We start from the raw sequence: 17,233 nt of genomic DNA on the forward strand, positions 1-17,233 counted from the left end.
CGGCCCCGCGGCCGGAACACCTGCCCGCCCCGGCACCGTCACCCGAACGGACCCGCGCAAGTGACCTGTGCCGGGGCGCGGGGTTGTTAACCCTTGAGGGTGCCCCGCTCCGGAGCTGCCGGGAACCCCCACCGGGCCCCGGCGGGACGCCTTCCCCCCGTCACCCCAGTCTCCGGAAGGATCGTGCGCCGCGCATGACACCCCGACTCACCGTCGTCGTCCCCGTCTACAACGTCGAGGAGTACCTCGACGCCTGCCTCGCCTCACTGGGCCGGCAGACGATGCGGGACCTGGAGGTCGTCATGGTCGACGACGGTTCGACGGACTCCAGCGCACGGATCGCCCGGGCCCACGCCGCCCGGGACTCCCGGTTCCACCTCGTCCAGCAGGAGAACGCGGGCCTCGGCGCCGCCCGCAACACCGGCGTCCGGCACGCGAACGGCGAGTACCTCGCCTTCGTCGACAGCGACGACGTCATCCCCGACGACGCCTACGCGCTGATGCTGGACGCCCTGGAGACCAGCGGCTCCGACTTCGTCACCGGCAACGTCCACCGGCTCAGGACCGACGGCACCACCGAGCAGTCCCCGATGTTCCGGCGGGCCATGGCCACCACCCGGCTCTCCACCCACGTCCTGCGCGACTGGGGCCTGCTCGGCGACCGCATCGCCTGCAACAAGGTGTTCCGCAGGGAGTTCTGGGACAAGCACGACCTGGCCTTCCCCGAAGGCGTGCTCTTCGAGGACATCCCCGTCATCGTGCCCGCGCACTTCCTCGCCGGCAGCGTCGACGTGCTCAGCGACACCGTCTACTTCTGGCGCGACCGGCATGGCTCCATCAGCAACAAGCGGGCCAACCGCCGCGCCGTCCACGACCGCGCCGCCGCCGTCACCGCCGCCAGCACCTTCCTCGGCCGCCGCCTCGCCGAAGCCGCCGGCACCCCGTTCGAGGCCGACTGGGCCGAGGCCAAACGCCGCTACGACCAGTCCGTCCTCGCCGGTGACCTCTGGATGTTCATGGAGGCACTGCCCGAGGGCGACGCCGACTACCACCAGGCGTTCCTCGACCACGCCAACGCCTTCGCCGACCACGCCGACCCGGCCGCGCTCGCCGCCCTCCCCCTGCACCTGCGCGCCAAATGGGCCCTCATCCGGCGCCGCCGCCTGCCCGAACTCCTCGACCTGATGGCCTTCGTCCGCGCCAACCCCGACGCCTTCCAGGTCCGGGGCCTGGCCCGCCGCCGCGCCGCCTACCCCGTCACCCGCACCCCGCTGCCCGCCCCGGCGACCCGGTTGCGCCCCCGGGACCTGCCGCTCATCGCCCGCGTCACCCGCGCCCACTGGGAGGACGGCAAGCTCCACCTCACCGGCTACGCCTACGTCCGCAACCTGCCCCCCGGCCGCCTCCAGGCCCGTGGCAAGGCCCTGTGGCTGCGGGCCGGGCGCCACCGCGTCGTCCCGCTGAAGGTCCGCCCGGTCCGCTCCCGCGAGGCCACCTACCGCTCCCGGCAGGCCCTGCACCGCTACGACCGGGCCGGCTTCACCACCGTCGTCGACCCGGCCCGGCTCTCCACCGGCCGCCCCAGCACCACGTGGAAGCTGGAGATGGCCGCCGTCGGCGGGCTGCTGCCGCGCACCGGTCCGGTCCGGATGGCCGGGCTCGACGGACTGCCCGTGCACTACCTCGGGGAGTTCCGCCGGGTCGGGGCCACCCTCAGCGCCGGGCGGCTGCGGCTGCGCGCCGAGAACGTGCCCTCGCGCCTCGCCGCCCACCACGAGGACGGGGGCACCCTCCACCTCGAAGGCCACCTCGCCGCCTCCCCGCCCACTGGCGAGGAGGCGTGGGCCGGGCTGCGCGCCACCAACTGGTACACCAAGGAGACCCTCGACCTGCCGATCGGTCTCGACGGGAAGACCTTCACCGCCGAACTGCCGCTGGCCGCCCTCGCCGAAGGCGCCGAACCCCTCGACACCGGGGCGCCGGTCCGCCGCCCCCAGCCCTGGGGCGTCTCCCTCTTCCGCGCCGACGGCACCACCAGCCCCGTCGCCGTCCACCCCGAGATCGCGTCGGGCCGCTACCCGCTGGGCGAGGGCCGCGAACTGCTCGTCGGCGCCAACTCGGCCGGCGACCTGGAACTGCGCGACCAGCCCGTGCGGCCCATCGTCACCGAGCTGACCTGGCCCGCGCACGGCCCCCTCACGCTCGCCGGGAGTTTTCCCGCCGCCGACGACGACCCGCGCGAACTCGTCCTCGTCCACGGCACCCACGGCGAGGAGACCGTCCTCGACGCCCACCGCGACGGGCCCCGCTTCACCGCCCCCCTCACCCCCGAGGCGGTCGACGGGCCCGGCGGCATCCTGCCGCTCGCCGAGGGCAACTGGACGATGCACCTGCGCCGCCCCGGCGAGAGCGACCCCGCGCTCTACACCCCGGTGCACATCGCGCCCGCCCTGCACACCGGGCTTCCGCTCGCCCGCCACCTCGGCGGCCGCGAGTTCCTCGTCGAGCGCCGCCGCTACGACCGGCTCCAGCTCCACTCCGGCTCCTCGCTGCCCGCCGCCGACCGGGGCCGCACCCAGCAGCAGGGGCTGCGTGCCGCGTACACCACCCGGCGGGCGCGCGGGCCGTTGCGCGAGGCCGTGCTCTACAGCAGCTTCGACGGGCGCCAGTACTCCGACTCACCGCGCGCGATCCACGAGGAGCTGGCCGCCCGCGACACCTCCCTGGCCCACCTGTGGACCGTCCGCGACCAGCAGGTCGACCTGCCGCCCGGGCTCACCCCCGTCGCCCTGTGGAGCGCCGAGTGGTACGAGGCGCTGGCCCGCTCCCGGCACATCGTCACCAACACCCAGCTCCCCGAGTGGTTCGAGCGCGCCGAGGGCCAGCACGTCGTGCAGACCTGGCACGGCACCCCGCTCAAGCGCATCGGCCGCGACCTGGCCGGCTCACCCGCCGCCGACCCGCACTACATCGCCGCGCTGCCGCACCGCAGCGCCCAGTGGTCGCTGCTGGTCTCGCCGAACCGGTTCTCCACCCCGATCCTGCGCCACGCCTTCGGCTACACCGGACCCGTCCTGGAGTCCGGCTACCCGCGCAACGACCTGCTGCACGAGACGGCCCGCGCCGAGCGCGCCGCCCGGGTCCGCCGCCGCCTCGGCATCCCCGAGGACCGCACCGTCGTCCTCTACGCCCCCACCTGGCGCGAGGACCGGCCCAAGCGCGGCGGCCGGTACGCCCTCGACCTCCCCCTCGACCCGGCGCGGGCCGCCGCCGAACTCGGCGACAGCCACCTGCTGCTGGTCCGCCGCCACTACCTGGTCGGCGGCTCGATCCCCGGCGGCGCCAACGTACGCGACGTCAGCCGCCACCCCGACGTCGCCGAACTCCTCCTCATCAGCGACGTCCTGGTCACCGACTACTCCTCGCTGATGTTCGACTTCGCCCGGACCGGGCGCCCCATGCTCTTCCACACCTGGGACCTCGACCACTACCGCGACACCCTGCGCGGCTTCTACTTCGACTTCGAGTCCAGCGCCCCCGGCCCGCTCCTCACCGACGCCGAGCAGGTCGTCGAGGCGCTGCGCGACCCCAAGGCCGCCACCGCCGGACAGCGCGAGGCGTACGACGCCTTCCGGGCCCGGTTCTGCGACCTGGACGACGGCACCGCCGCCGCCCGCGTGGTCGACGCCCTGCTGGCCGCCGCCCCGCACACCCCGGCCAGCCGATCCGCCATCCGCACCGCCGCGTTCACCGGGGAGCCCGCATGACCACCGAACCCCACCCCGCCGACGCCCCCGACCTCAGCGTCGTCATCCCCGCCGACTGCGGCCCCGAAGCCCTGGGCGCCTCGGCCGCCTCCGTCCTGGAGCAGACCCTGAGGCACACCGAGGCCGTCCTCGTCGACCCCGGCCGGGACAGCGCCACCACCCGCGCCGCCGCCGCCCTCGCCGAACGGCACCCCGGGCGCGTACGGCACGTCACCGCCGCTCCCGGCGCCGACCTGCGCGACACCGGCGCCGACCACGCCCGGGGCACCTGGGCCACCTTCCTCGGCCCCGGCGAACGGCTCCAGAAGGACGCCGGACGCAACCTCCTCGCCGCGGCGCTCGCCACCGGCGCCGACCTCGTCGCCGGCACCTGGACCCGGCTGCCCGCCCCGGGCGAGAAGCCGCCGCGCGGCGCCGAACAGACCGAACCCCCCTGGCAGCGGCCGTTGCACGCCCGCACCCGGACCGTCGGCAGCCTCACCGGCGCCCCGGGCCTCGTCGTCCACGACTCCCTCGTCACCGGCTTCTGCGTCCGCCGCTCCCTGCTCGCCCCCGACGCCCGGCCCCCCGTGCGCCACGAGGAGCCGCCGCCCGTCGGTGACCTGCTCTTCGGCGTCCGCGCCGCCCTCGCCGCCCGCACCGTCGCCCTGATCCCCAACACCATCACCACCCACCGCGCCGCCCCCGACCCGGCCGCCGACGCGCCCGCCCGGATCACCGCCGCCGCCCGCGCCGCCCGCCTGCTCGCCCGGCACGGCCACCCGGGGCTGGCCGCCGCCCGCGACCGCGCCCTGCTCACCGACCACGTCCTGCCCTGCGCCGCCGCCCTGCTGCGGATGGGCCGCGAGGAGCGCGCCCGCACCGTCGCCCAGGTCGCGCCGCTGCTCGCCGGGCACCTGAGCGCCGACGCCCTCGCCCCGCTCGACCCCGTCGCCCGCGCCTGCCTCCGGCTGCTCGCCGACGGCGACGCCGACGGCGCCCGCGACGCGGCCTACGCACTGGCCAACCCCGGCACCGTCGTCTCCCCGGTCACCGAGCACGCCGGACGCGTCCACTGGCGGCCCGGCGCGGACCCGGACCCGGCGGACGGCCCGCTCGACGTCACCGCACTCGGGCTCCAGTACCGCCCGTTCTCCCAGCTGAACCTGCTCAACACCGTCACCCGCGCCACCCGCGCCCAGGGCCGCCTGCTGCTGGTCGGCCGCATCGTGCTGCCCGCCCACGCCCTGCCCGACCGGCCCGAGGTGACCGCCACCCTCGTCCTGACCTGCCGCGACCAGCCCGGCCGGCGGCTCACCCTGCCGGTGGACGACATCCGCTACGCCAAGGACGCCCTGGTCTGGCGGGCCTGCGCCGACCTCACCCGGCTGCTCGGCGCGCGCGGCGTCGGCGACCGCGTCTGGGACCCCGCCCTCACCGTCACCGCCGGCGGCGAGAGGCTGACCACCCCGCTCTTCGCCGAGCCCGAGACCGTCAAACCCGCCGGCGCCCTCCGCGCCCGCCCCCGCCTCGGCCGCCTCGCCGGCGACACCTGGCAGCCCTACGTCACCGCCCACCACCGCCTCGCCGTCTGCCTGCTGGCCCGCCGCAGGCCCGCCCGCCTGGCCGAGAGACTCCTGCACTACGCGACCCACTTCCGGCCCGCCCGCGCCCTGCGCCGCCGCCTCGCCGCCGTCGCCGCCCGCCGCAAACGCCTGGCCGGACAGGCCGTCAAGGCCCGCGTCTACCGCACCCTCCTGCTGCGCCTGCCGGTCCGCAAGGGCCAGGTCGTCTACGAGGCCCACATGGGCAAGCAGTACGGCGACAGCCCCCGCGCCATCCACGAGGAGGCGACGCGCAGGGGCCTGCCGCTGCGCCCGGTCTGGTCGTACGCCGAGACGCCCGACGGGTTCCCCGCCGACGCCCGGCTGGTGCGCCGCTGGTCCTGGCCCTATCTGTGGGCGCTGGCCCGCGCCCAGTACTGGGTGGACAACCAGGGCTTCCCGCACGCCCTCGACAAGCCCCGGCACACCACGTACCTCCAGACCTGGCACGGCAGCGCCTACAAGCGGATGGGGTTCGACGAGGCGCGGGTCAAGACGCAGAACGACCCGCGGCGGCGCCGGCTCCAGCGCGCCGTCGACCGCTTCGACCACTTCCTCATCCGCGCCCCGCACGACGCCGACACCCTCGGCCGCGCCTACCGCCTCGACCCGGACAAGCTGCTGCCCACCGGCTACCCGCGCAACGACCGGCTCGTCGCCGCCCGCGAACAGGGCGCGCCCCGGCCGCCGCTCGCCGCCGCCCTCGGCATCCCCGACGACCGCACGGTGGTCCTGTACGCGCCGACCTTCCGGGGCGGGCCCGGTCACAAGGACGCCGAACTGGCCCTGGACGTACGCCGGTTCGCCGAGGAGTTCGGCTCCAGTCACGTCCTGCTCGTGCGCAGCCACTACCTGGAGCGCGCGGCCCTGCCCGCCACCGTGCCGGGCACCGTCCACGACGTCTCCGGCCACCACGACGTCAGCGAACTCCTCTGCCTCGCCGACGTCCTGGTCACCGACTACTCGTCCATCATGTTCGACTACGCCCTCCTCGACCGGCCCCTCGTCCACTTCGCCCCCGACCTCGACGCCTACACCGCCGAGCGGGGCAGCTACTTCGACCTGCGCGAACGCGCCGGCGGGCCGGTCGTCGACACCCAGGACGAACTCCACGAGGTGCTCGCCCGCCTGGAAGAGGCCGACCCGCACTGGAAGGCGGCCCGCGCCCGGTTCGCCGAGGAGTTCGGCGCCTACGACACCGGCGGCGCGGCTGCCGCGGTGGTCGACACCCTCTTCGCCGCCCACACCCCCCGGCGCCGTCCGAAGCCCTGCCCGGCCACCCGGCGGCGCCCCGCAGAGAGGACCGGCACATGACCGCGCCCGCCGCCCAGGAGACCCCCGCGCCCGCCGAGGCCGGGCCCCGGGAGATCTACCTCATCGGCAACACCGTCGACGAACTCGGCGGGGTCACCGCCTGGACCCACCAGATGGCCCGCCTCTTCCGCCGCCACGGCCACCCGGTGCACGTCATCGGCATCCACGAGGCGGAGCTGAAACTGACCCTGCCCGCCCCGCCGGACTACCCGGTCACCGCGCTCTACCCGAGCCACCCGCCGACCGCCCGCCCCCTCGTCGGACGCCGCCGCCTCAGCCCCGCCGCCCGGCTGCGCGAGCGGCGGCGCCTCACCGCCAAACGAGCCGCCGTCGCCCGGCTCTCCGGCATCCTCGGCCAGGCCGCCCCCGGCGCCGTCGCCGTCGTCACCCAGGTCTGGCCGATGGAGTGGCTGCGCCAGGCCGACACCTCCCGGGTCCGGCTGATCGGGATGAGCCACGAGTCGTACGCGTACACCCGCGCCTGCCACCGCCACCGCTGGGTCAAGGAGAACTATCCGCACGTGGACCGGTGGCTGGTGCTCACCCAGGAGGACGCCGACGACTGGATCACCCTCGACGGCATGCAGAACGTCGGTGCCATGCCCAACGCCCTCGCCCACCTGCCCGAGACCCCCTCGCCGCGCACCGGGCGCAACGTCGTCAGCATCGGGCGGCTCGCCGACCAGAAGGGCGTGGACATGCTCCTCGACACGTGGGCCCTGGTCGCCCCGCACCGGCCCGACTGGCGGCTGCGGATCTACGGGGCCGGGGAGGACGAGACGGCGCTGAAGAACCAGTGCACCAGCCTCGGACTGGACACCTCCGTGGAGTGGATGGGCCGTACCGGCGACGTGCCGGCGGCGCTCGCCGAGGGGTCGGTCTTCGTGCAGTCCTCGCGGGGGGAGGGGTTCCCGCTCGCCCTGATGGAGGCGATGGCCTCCGGCGTGCCCTGCGCCGCCTTCGACTGCGCGCCCGGGGTGCGGGAGATCGTCCGCGACGGCGAGGACGGCCTGCTCGCCCCGCCCGGCGACCTCGCCTCCCTCGCCGACCGGCTGCTGCGGCTCACCGGGGACCAGGCACTGCGCGACACCATGGGCGACCAGGCCCGCGTCAACGTCCAGCGCTTCTCCGAGGCCCACGTCCTCGAAGAGTGGGAGGCCCTCTTCCGCCTCCTCGACCGCTAGCTACAGCGGGGGCGCGGGCGGCTCCTCGCCGAGGAAGACACGGCGGACGACCCGTTCCGCCGCCCGGCCGTCGTCCCACGGGCACCAGCGCGCGCGGAAGGCGGCCCGCCGGGCGGCGGAGCCCGGCCCGCACCAGGCGCCGGAGGTGAAGATCCCGGTCAGGTCGTCCTCGTCGCAGGCGACCGGGCCCGGCGCGCGGCCGCGCAGGTCGACCGAGAGCCCCCGCGCCGCCTCGAACGCCGCCCAGTCGTCGGCGTACAGCACGATCGGCCGGTCCAGCACCGCGTACTCCACCATCAGGGACGAGTAGTCGGTGATCAGCGCGTCGGAGGCGAGGCAGAGGCGCTCGACGGACGGGTGGTCGCCGACGTCGATCAGGCGGGCGGAGGATGCCGTGCCGGGCGGCACCAGGGGAGCCCCGCAGCGGGGGTGCGCCCGGGCCAGTACGACGAAGCGCGGGCCGAGCCGGCGCAGCATCCGGGCGAGGTCCGGCGTCCGGGGCGGGCCGGTGCGGTGCTCCCGGTAGGTCGGCGCGTACAGCAGGGCGGTGACCCCCGGGCCGAGCCCGAGCGTCTCGCGGAGGCGGGCGCGTTCGGCCGGGTCGGGGCGGTGGAAGGCGTCGGCGCGCGGGTGCCCGTACTCCAGCACGGTGTACGCGGCGGGGTGGGCCCGCTCCCAGGTGAGGGTGGTGTGGCGGTTGCCGGAGAGGGCGAAGTCCCACTGGTCGGCGGCGGCCACCACACGGTCCAGGTCGGTGGTCCCGGCCGCCGGGCGGTCCAGGAGTTCGGCGCCGACCCGCTTGAGCGGGGTGCCCCGGCCGGTCTGCACGACGCACTGGCCGCGCCGCTTGACGTGGCCGGACTCCGGCTCGCCGTCGGTCACCAGGTACCGGGCGCGGGCCAGCGCCGTGAGGTACGCCGCGCTGCCCGGCGTCACCGGGCGGGCGGCCGTCGGCGTGGTGTGCTGGTGCTCGGGGCGGGTGATCCACAAGCTCCTGAGGCCGGGGACGAGGTCGCGGGCGGCCCGCTCCAGCGCGGCCGGGTGGGGGGTGTGCCCGTGGCCGTCGCTCGCGCCGAAGAGGGCGTCGCGCTCACGCAGGGGCAGACAGCGCTGGAGCGCGTAGTGGGCCCGTAGGCCGGCCCTCCGGGCGCGCGCCTTGAACGAGCGGGCGGTGCGGCGGACCCGGCCCGAGGCGCGGGCGGCCAGCCGCAGCGCGCCGAACGCCCGGTGGCTGCCGTGCCGGACCAGCGCGTGCCGCAGCCGGTCGCGCGGGCCCAGCGGCGGCAGTGGCGTGTGGTGCAGGCGGTACTGGTCGCGGGCCCGGCGCAGGAAGGCGGCCCGCTCCCCGGCGGGCAGCCGGCCCGGCTTGGTGTAGACGGCGGTGAAGTGGTCGACCATGCGGCGGAAGACCACCGGCCGCCACCGCGCCAGCTCCGGGTGGGCGTCGAGGAAGGCGAAGACCCGGTCGTACTGGTCGAAGACGTCGAAGTGCCGGTGGCTGACGGTGCCGAGGATGGAGCCCTGCCGCCGCTGCCGGTAGTGGACGCAGACCCGGTCGAGCACCGCGATGGTCTCGGCGCTCATCAGCGCCGGGAAGGTCCACGGCGTGTCCTCGTAGTAGCCCGGCGGGAAGGTGAGCCCGGTCCGCTCGACGAAGTCGCGGCGGTACGCCTTGTTCCACACCACCATCAGCAGCCGCAGCAGGCCGGGCCGTTCGGAGAGGGTGAAGACCTGGGGGTCGCCCTCGTGGAGTTCGGCGGCGAGCTGGTTGCGCAGGACCTGGCCCGACAGGTAGGTGCGGGCGTAGTCGAAGACGACGATCTCGGGGCTGTCGGTCTCCTTGATCCGGTCGGAGAGGGTGTGCAGCGCGTCCGGGGTGAGCGTGTCGTCCCCGTCGAGGAAGAGGACGTACTCGCCGGTGGCCCGCGCCAGGCCCTGGTTGCGCGCCCGGCCGAGACCGCCGTTCTCCGCCAGGTGCACCGGCACCACCCGGGGGTCGCGCTCCGCGTACGCGTCGATCAGCTCCCCGCAGCCGTCCGGCGAGCGGTCGTCCACCGCGATCACCTCCAGATCGCCGAAGGACTGGCCGAGCACCGACTCCAGGCAGGCGCCGAGGTACGCCTCCACACGGTGGGCGGGGACGATGACACTGAACCTGGGCACGGCACATCCGGGGGGTCGGCTCTGGGGGCTTACCGCCCCAGAACGCGCGCTCCGGCGTGCCGGTTACGCGCGATGCGGCATCCGGGGGAACCGCCGGGGTGACGCACAGACGCGCGACGGACGGCGGGGCCGTGCGGTGTTGCCACCACACGGCCCCGCCAACACCTCGAGAACCGGCCCTACTTGACCGCCCCCGACATCAGGCCGGAGACGAACTGCCGCTGGAAGGCGAAGAAGACCGCCAGCGGGACGACCATCGACAGGAACGCGCCCGGGGCGAGGATGTCGATGTTGTTGCCGAACTGGCGTACCTGCTGCTGGAGCGCGACCGTCACCGGCGGGCTGTCCGAGTCGGCGAAGACCAGCGCCACCAGCATGTCGTTCCACACCCACAGGAACTGGAAGATGCCGAGCGAGGCGATGGCGGGACCGCCCAGCGGCAGCACCACCCGCGTGAAGAGCCGCACCTCGCCCGCGCCGTCCAGCCGGGCCGCCTCCATCAGCTCCTTGGGGATCTGCGCGAAGAAGTTCCGCATCAGGAAGACCGCGAACGGCAGGCCGAACGCCACGTGGAAGAGGACCACCCCGGCCGTCGTCTCGAAGAGCCCGACCCAGCCGAACAGCTCCGACACCGGCACCAGCGCCACCTGCACCGGCACCGCCAGCAACGCCACCACCAGCACGAACCACCAGTCGCGGCCCGGGAACTCCAGCCACGCGAAGGCGTACCCGGCGAGCGAGCCGATGACGATGACCAGCACGGTCGCCGGGACGGTGATCGCGAGCGTGGAGAGCAGCGAACCGGTGATCGCGCCGTCCTCCAGCACTCCCCGGTAGTTCTCCCAGGTCAGCTGGGCCGGGGCGGTGAGCACCGTCCACCAGCCGCTCTCCGCGATGTCGCCGGGGGCGCGCAGCGAGGAGAGCAGCAGCCCCACCGTCGGCATCAGCCAGAACAGGCCGACCACCACCAGGGCGAACTGCACCAGGGCGCCGCTCAGCCGGGCCGCGATCCGCGCTCCCGGCGCGGGCTCACGCGCGCTCATCGCCGTGCCTCCTTCCGCAGCCGCCGCACATTGGTCACCATCACCGGCACCACCAGCAGGAAGAGCAGTACCGCGATGGCGCTCGCCACCCCGAGGTCCCGGTCGCCGAAGGCCGAGTCGTAGAGCTGGACCGCCAGTACGTTGGCGTCGTCCCGCGAGGAGCCCGGGGCGATCACCACGATCAGGTCGAAGATCTTCAGGACGTTGATCATCAGCGTCACCAGGACCACGCCGAGCACCGGCGCCAGCATCGGCACCGTGATCCGCCGGAAGACCTGCCACTCGCCGGCCCCGTCGATCCGGGCCGCCTCCAGCAGCTCCCGGGGTACGCCCGCGAGCCCGGCCGCGATCAGCACCATCGCGAACCCGGCCCACATCCACACGTACGCGCTGATCACCGAGAGGGTCACCAGCGACGGGCCGAGCCAGTCGACGCCGTTGTACGGCTCGCGGAAGTTGTCCGCCGGCAAGCGCAGGTGCGCCCCGTCGGCCTCGGCGGGCAGCGTGAAGGTCCCGTCGGGACCGGCCCGGGTCTCGGCGACCACCTCGCCGTCCTTGACCGCCTCCACCCGGATGCCGGGATAGCCCAGCTCCTTCGGGTCGACCACCGACGGGGTCCCGCCGCCGCCCCGGGTGAAGTCCTGCCAGGCGGTGCCGGTGACCTTCCCCGGGCCGGCCTGGGCCTGGGCGGCCGGGGCCGCGTCCTCGGGCATCCGGTCCGGGGCCACGCCGACCAGCGGCAGCGGCACCGGCTCACCGGCGCGGGCCGGCTCACGGGTGGTGAACGCGCCATCCTCGCCCTTCTCCAGCGGGGAGTCGGGTCCCGGGTGCGCCTTCGGGAAGGCCGAGGACTCGTTGAAGGTGTCGTGGACCGCGACCCAGGCCGCGTTGGCGACACCCCGGTCGGGGTCCTGCTCGTAGACCAGCCGGAAGATGATGCCGGAGGCCAGCATGGAGATGGCCATCGGCATGAAGACGACCAGCTTGAACGCCGTGCCCCAGCGGACCCGTTCGGTCAGCACCGCGAAGACCAGGCCGAGCGCGGTGGCGACGGTCGGCGCCAGCACCACCCAGATCAGGTTGTTGGCGAGCGCGGTGCGGATGGATTCGTCGGTCAGGAGCGTGACGTAGTTGTCGGCGCCGACGAACGACTCGCCGGTCCGGTCCAGCACGCTGCGGACCACCGAGTACCCGATCGGGTACACCACCAGCGCCCCCAGCAGCACCAGCGCCGGGAGCAGGAACAGCACGGGTGTCCAGCGGCTCCGCCTGCGGGCTGGAGCCGGCGGGGCCACCGCCGGATCGGCCTTCGTCCCGTCCGCCATCACTCACTCCTCGTAGGCAGCGGCGGCGGCCCGCTCCAGGGCCTTCTGGGTGCCGGCGACGTCCTCCGGGTCCTTCAGGAAGTCCTGGAGCGCCTTCCACTCGCCCTTGCCGGGTGTCCCGCCGAACGCCTGCGGCGCCTGGTCCGACATGTCGAAGCGGATATCGTCGCCGGCCGCGATCAGCGCCTCGGCGATGCCCCGTTGCACGTCGTCGGGGTAGGCGGCGGTGTCCACAGCCTTGTTGGGGGAGAGGAACCCGCCCTCCTTCGCCCAGATCTCGGCGCTCTCGGGGGCGGCCAGGAAGGTCAGCAGCGCCTGCGCGCCCTTGCTGTCCTTCAGCGCCACGGCGGCGTCACCGCCCACCACGGCCGGCGAGTTCTCGCCGACCGCCGGGAACGGGAAGACCTTGGCGTCCGTGCCGATCCCGGCGTCGGTCTGCCCGATGTTGACGGAGACGAAGTCGCCCTCGAAGACCATGCCGGCCTTCGGCTGGTCGCCGCCGGTGAAGGTCTGCGTCACCGAGGCCGGGAACTCCGTCTGGAGCGCGCCGCTCTGGCCGCCCGCCAGGAAGTCCTTGTTGCCGAAGAGGTCCGCCAGGGTCTCCAGCGCATCGGTCACCGAAGGGTCGGTCCACTTGATCTCGTGCTTCGCCAGCTGGTCGTACTTCTTGGGGCCCGCCTGCGAGAGGTAGACGTTCTCGAACCAGTCGGTGAGCGTCCAGCCGTCCGCGCCCGCCACCGAGACCGGCGTGATCCCCGAGTCGAAGACGGTCCGGGCCGTCTTGAGGAACTCGTCCCAGGTCTTCGGCTCCTCGACGCCCGCGTTCTCGAAGACGGCCGTGTTGTACCAGACCAGCGACTTGTTCGCCGCCTTGAAGTACACGCCGTACGGGGTGCCGTCGACCGAGCCGAGGTCCGCCCAGCCCTTGCTGAAGTTGTCCTTCAGGGCCTTTCGTGCGTTCTTGCCGAGCGGCTTGGCCCAGCCGTTGGCCACCGCCTGCTCCACCGCACCCACCTGAGGCAGCATGGCCACGTCGGGCTGGCCGCCACCCGCCACCTTCGACTCCAGGAAGCCGATGATCGGGTCCTGCGCCGGAACCAGCGTGACCTTCGCGCCGGTGGCCTCCTCGAAGGCGTCCAGCACCTTGCGGAACGCGTCCTTCTCCGGCCCGCTCCACACCGCGGCCACCGAGACCGTCTGACCCCGAAGGTCCGGCCCCTTCGCCTTCGGCGCGTCGTCCTTGCCGCCGTCGCCGCCCGAGCCGCCGCACGCGCTGAGGGCCAGGGCGGCCACCGCCGCCAGGACGGCCGCCCTTCGGATACGCGAAGCTCCACTCATGGCTTCCCCGTTCTGGTCGGTTCCGTCCGGCGGACCCGCTCCAGGAGGGCCCACCGATGTGGTGTTCCGGTCTACGCGGGCGGCCCGGGGTCGGCAAGAGGCGCGTAAGCGCCAACTCCCTTATGTGATCGGCTTGTGACGTGGCGTCAGTGCGACCTCCGGACGGTTCACGGCGGTCGTGGGGGTCGCCTCGCGGCGTCAGGGAGGCGGCACGGTCGCGACCGCCGCGCGTGGCGCCCGGCAACGGTCCGCCGCATCGCCGCACTCGGCCGGGTGGCCGTCGTCCCTGCCCGCGGCAGCTCCCGACGGGGCCCGGAGACTGCGGGCCCCCCAGCCCCCGGATCAGGTGCCGGCCTTCGCCGCCCTGTCCAGGGCGCTGGCCAGCAGGGCGAGGTCCGTCGGGCCGTTGCCCAGTTCGCGGACCGGGCGGCGGGTCGGCGGGTCGCCGACGCGGGCCCAGTCCAGCGGGACGACGGTGGGGCGCAGGGTGGCCGTGCGGGGGATACGGCCGCTGACCCGGCCTGCCTGGAAGGGAGTGGGGAGGTCGGTGTCCGGGGCGACCAGGGCGCCGCGGCCGGGGGCGGGGTCCTCGGGGCCGCCGAGCGGGGTGTCCAGGGTGACGCGGAGCAGGGTGCGGCGGGCCAGTTCGGTGGCGCCGACGCGTTGCGTCGAGGCGGTGGTGGCGATCAGGTGGACGCCCAGGCGTTCGCCGTCCCGGGCGACCGCCTCCAGGGCCCGGACCACCGATCCGGCAGACGGCCTGCCGGGCGAGCCGAGCGCCGGGGAGAGGAGCGCGTCCAGGTCGTCGACGAGGACGACGAGGCGGGGCGGGGGCGCGGCGGCCGCCGGTTCGGTCGCGGCCCCGGGAGTGGTGCGCAGCCGCAGGGTGCGGCTCGGGGGCGCCTCCACCTCGCCGTGCTGTTGCTGGGCGGGGAGCGGCGCGGGCACGGTCCGGGTGTCCCCGGTGAGCGCCTGGTGGGAGACGGTGCCGGGGCGGGCCGCGGCACCGTCACGGGCTATCGCCGTCGTCCGGGCCGAACGCGGCGCGGGTACCGAGGGGGTGGGCGCGGCGGCCGGGGTGAGGAGTTCGGCCCGGCGCTTCAGCTCGGCCGCCAGCGTCTGCGCGAACTCCCGCATGACCACCGGGTCGTGGGCCCCGAGGCGCGCGGTGACGTGCGGCAGCTCCGTACAGGAGCGCAGCCCCTCCCCGGTGCCCGGTCCGCCCGTGTCGCCCCCGTCGAGCAGGATCAGCCCCAGCCGCTCGGGCCGCTCGGCCGCGCAGAGCGAGGCGGCGAGCGCGCGCAGCAGTTCCGTACGCCCGCTGCCGGACGGGCCCTCGATCAGCAGGTGGGCCCCGTGGTCGGCGGCCAGGTCGACGGTGACGGGCCCGTGCCTCCCGGCGCCGAGGACCGCCTGTACGCACCCGGGCGGTCCCTGCGGCGGATCGGGCTGGTCGGCGGCGGCCGCCCAGCGGGCCAGCAGCGAGGCCGGGGTGGCGCGGGCCAGGCCCAGTTCGTCCAGGAGGCGGGCGGTCCGGGGCAGCGGGGCGGTGACCCGGGCGTGCGGCTCCGCCGAGGGGGTGTCGGGGCGCAGCGGGGCCAGGGCGCGGGCGAACCGCTCGGCCCAGGCGGGCGAGACCGCGTCGACCGAGGCGCCCGCGCCCTGCCCGACCGGGCTGCCCCCGGCGACCCGCAGCAGCCTGAGCGAGGTGGCGACGTCACCGGTGAGCAGGGCCACGGCCCCGCAGGACCTGAAGGCCGGGTTCTGGCCGGCGGCGGTGTCGAAGGTGGCGGTCAGCGGCGAGGTCGGCGAGGCCGGCTCCGTCTCGGCCAGGCACAGCACGTGGATTCCGGCCGCCGCACCCTGCGCGGCGAGCCGCTCGGCCGCCTCCCGCAGCTCGGCCGTACCGGGATCACCGTCGAGCACCACCACGGTGTAGGGGCCGCTCACCGCCTCGTCCACCGCGACTCCGGCGGCGCGGCGCGCGGCCTGCTCGTGGAGCGTGTCGTCCAGGCGGCGCAGCAGCTCGCCGGTGCGGGCGACGGCCTGTTCGCGGTCGTGGGCCAGCAGCAGGCGGCAGTCCTGGCCCCGGGCCGGACGCACGTGCGGCAGCCAGCCCAGCCAGGACCAGTCGGCCGTGCGCGCCCGCACGGGCCGGGACCGGTCGGCGGAGATCAGGACCAGGTCCAGCCGGTCCGGCGCGTGCAACGCGGTGAGCTGGGCGAGGACGGAACGGGCCAGCCCCGTCAGCCGTGGCCGGGGACCGGCGAGGCCGAGCGAACCGGCCTCCAGCAGGCTGACGGTGACCGGCACCGCCTGGAGCGGCCCGGCGCCCGGGCCGGCGGAGCGGTCGGCGGTGCCCAGGCGCACGGTGAGCGTCTCGGGGTGGCCCTGCGCCCGCTCCCACAGGCGCGGGCCCGGGCCGAGCGCGGTCAGCAGCAGGGCGGCCGGGTCCGGCCAGGCGTCCGGCAGCCGGGGGGCGGGCGCCGGCGGGGCCGCCGGCTCGGGCCGGGCCGCGTCGGCGGCGCGGGGCGCGGCGAAGCGCCGGGCCCACGCGCCGAGGCCGCCGCGCCTGCGGGGCGCCGCCGCCTCTCGGGGCTCGTACGCCTGCTGCCCCTGCCGACCGTTCGCACGGGCCGGGGCGGGCGCCGGGGCGGACGGCACCGGCGCCTTTGCCGGGGCGAAAGGGACGACGGGCCCGGCGTCGGGGGTGGCGACGCGGAGCCGGCCCTCGCCGTCGGCGGTGGCGGGCACGGCGGGCGGCGGCCCGTCGGTGAGGCGCAGTCCGGACTCGCCGATGCGCAGCAGGGCGCCCGGGGCCAGCCGGACGGGCTCGGGACCGACCGGCTCGCCGTCCACCGTGGTGCCGTTGGTCGAGTCGAGGTCCGCGACGAGCGCCCGGCCGTCGGCCCTGACGGTGACGGCGCAGTGGGCTCGGGAGACGTCCGGGTCGTCCAGCGCGATGTCGGCCTCCTCGGCCCGGCCGACCCCGGCGCGGCCGCCGTGCAGCAGGTGGACGCCGCCGGCGTCCGGCCCCGAGACGACGTGCAGCCGGATGCTCGCCTCCGGCGGGACCGGGGCGGGGCCCGGGCCGTGCAGGGAGAGGACCGCGCCGTCGATCAGCGGCGGGTCACCGAGCAGGGAGCGCTGGGCGTCGAGCCGGTCCCCGCCCGCGTACAGCACGACGGGCCCCTCGCCCGCCTGTGCCGCCTGCGCGAGGGCCCCGGAGACCGCCGCGAGCGGAGTGCCCGGGGGAGCGGTGACCAGGACGTCGCAGCCGTGCGGGGCGGCCGGGCCGCCGGGCGGTCCGAGGACGGTCAGCCGGATCTGCATCGCGGTCAGCGGTCCCTTCTGCGCCGGGACGGCGGAAGGCCCGAAGGCCCGGACATCCGCCGCGCACCGGCACGTCGGCCAGTACTTCGGAGGCATCCTGTCACTTGCCGGTGACAACGCGCGCCCCGCCCAACAGTAAGTGATCTTGATTGGCCGTCTCTGCTCGGAAAAGTCCCGCCGGAG

At 75.5% G+C, this 17,233-nt stretch carries 8 protein-coding genes; 3 read left to right on the top strand and 5 right to left on the bottom strand.

The genetic code is table 11. The annotated features are described in order from the left end of the window. Window positions 1-194 precede the first annotated feature (194 nt). The 3 genes from ACSLIC_RS17355 to ACSLIC_RS17365 are packed head-to-tail and all read left to right on the top strand — an operon-like array spanning window position 195 to window position 7,848. Window positions 195-3,767, top strand: a complete 3,573-nt coding sequence (locus tag ACSLIC_RS17355; RefSeq protein WP_436738611.1) for a CDP-glycerol glycerophosphotransferase family protein — start codon at window positions 195-197, stop codon at window positions 3,765-3,767. Further along, window positions 3,764-6,664: a CDP-glycerol glycerophosphotransferase family protein gene (locus ACSLIC_RS17360; RefSeq protein WP_436738612.1), complete on the top strand. Its 2,901-nt coding sequence runs from the start codon at window positions 3,764-3,766 to the stop codon at window positions 6,662-6,664. Before ACSLIC_RS17355 ends, ACSLIC_RS17360 begins: the two co-directional genes overlap by 4 nt. After that, window positions 6,661-7,848, top strand: a complete 1,188-nt coding sequence (locus ACSLIC_RS17365; RefSeq protein WP_436738613.1) for a glycosyltransferase — start codon at window positions 6,661-6,663, stop codon at window positions 7,846-7,848. The genes ACSLIC_RS17360 and ACSLIC_RS17365 overlap by 4 nt, the downstream gene beginning before the upstream one ends. On the opposite strand, the gene ACSLIC_RS17370 is transcribed toward ACSLIC_RS17365, so the two are convergent. The 5 genes from ACSLIC_RS17370 to ACSLIC_RS17390 form a co-directional block, all read right to left on the bottom strand. Continuing rightward, window positions 7,849-10,011, bottom strand: a complete 2,163-nt coding sequence (locus ACSLIC_RS17370) for a bifunctional glycosyltransferase/CDP-glycerol:glycerophosphate glycerophosphotransferase (protein ID WP_436738614.1) — start codon at window positions 10,009-10,011, stop codon at window positions 7,849-7,851. It abuts the gene before it with no gap. A 179-nt stretch (window positions 10,012-10,190) separates the two neighbouring features. Continuing rightward, entirely contained in the window at window positions 10,191-11,054 is an 864-nt protein-coding gene (locus ACSLIC_RS17375; RefSeq protein WP_436738615.1) for a carbohydrate ABC transporter permease, read from the bottom strand. Further along, window positions 11,051-12,379, bottom strand: coding sequence for a carbohydrate ABC transporter permease (locus tag ACSLIC_RS17380; protein WP_436738616.1), 1,329 nt, complete (start codon window positions 12,377-12,379; stop codon window positions 11,051-11,053). Before ACSLIC_RS17380 ends, ACSLIC_RS17375 begins: the two co-directional genes overlap by 4 nt. A gap of 3 nt (window positions 12,380-12,382) precedes the next feature. Next, complete coding sequence (locus ACSLIC_RS17385) at window positions 12,383-13,717, bottom strand: ABC transporter substrate-binding protein (RefSeq protein ID WP_436738617.1); 1,335 nt, start codon at window positions 13,715-13,717, stop codon at window positions 12,383-12,385. Between the two features lie 342 nt (window positions 13,718-14,059). Further along, entirely contained in the window at window positions 14,060-17,050 is a 2,991-nt protein-coding gene (locus tag ACSLIC_RS17390) for an FHA domain-containing protein (protein WP_436738618.1), read from the bottom strand. Between the last annotated feature and the right edge of the window lie 183 nt (window positions 17,051-17,233).

This window comes from Streptomyces sp. BBFR102, from assembly GCF_051397025.1.
Lineage (GTDB): Bacteria > Actinomycetota > Actinomycetes > Streptomycetales > Streptomycetaceae > Streptomyces.

Excerpts from the sequence above, each read along its gene's own strand:
- ACSLIC_RS17375 (WP_436738615.1), bottom strand. The coding sequence starts at position 11,054 with ATGAGCGCGCGTGAGCCCGCGCCGGGAGCGCGGATCGCGGCCCGGCTG.
- ACSLIC_RS17390 (WP_436738618.1), bottom strand. The coding sequence starts at position 17,050 with ATGCAGATCCGGCTGACCGTCCTCGGACCGCCCGGCGGCCCGGCCGCC.
- ACSLIC_RS17380 (WP_436738616.1), bottom strand. The coding sequence starts at position 12,379 with ATGGCGGACGGGACGAAGGCCGATCCGGCGGTGGCCCCGCCGGCTCCA.
- ACSLIC_RS17355 (WP_436738611.1), top strand. The coding sequence starts at position 195 with ATGACACCCCGACTCACCGTCGTCGTCCCCGTCTACAACGTCGAGGAG.
- ACSLIC_RS17365 (WP_436738613.1), top strand. The coding sequence starts at position 6,661 with ATGACCGCGCCCGCCGCCCAGGAGACCCCCGCGCCCGCCGAGGCCGGG.
- ACSLIC_RS17360 (WP_436738612.1), top strand. The coding sequence starts at position 3,764 with ATGACCACCGAACCCCACCCCGCCGACGCCCCCGACCTCAGCGTCGTC.
- ACSLIC_RS17385 (WP_436738617.1), bottom strand. The coding sequence starts at position 13,717 with ATGAGTGGAGCTTCGCGTATCCGAAGGGCGGCCGTCCTGGCGGCGGTG.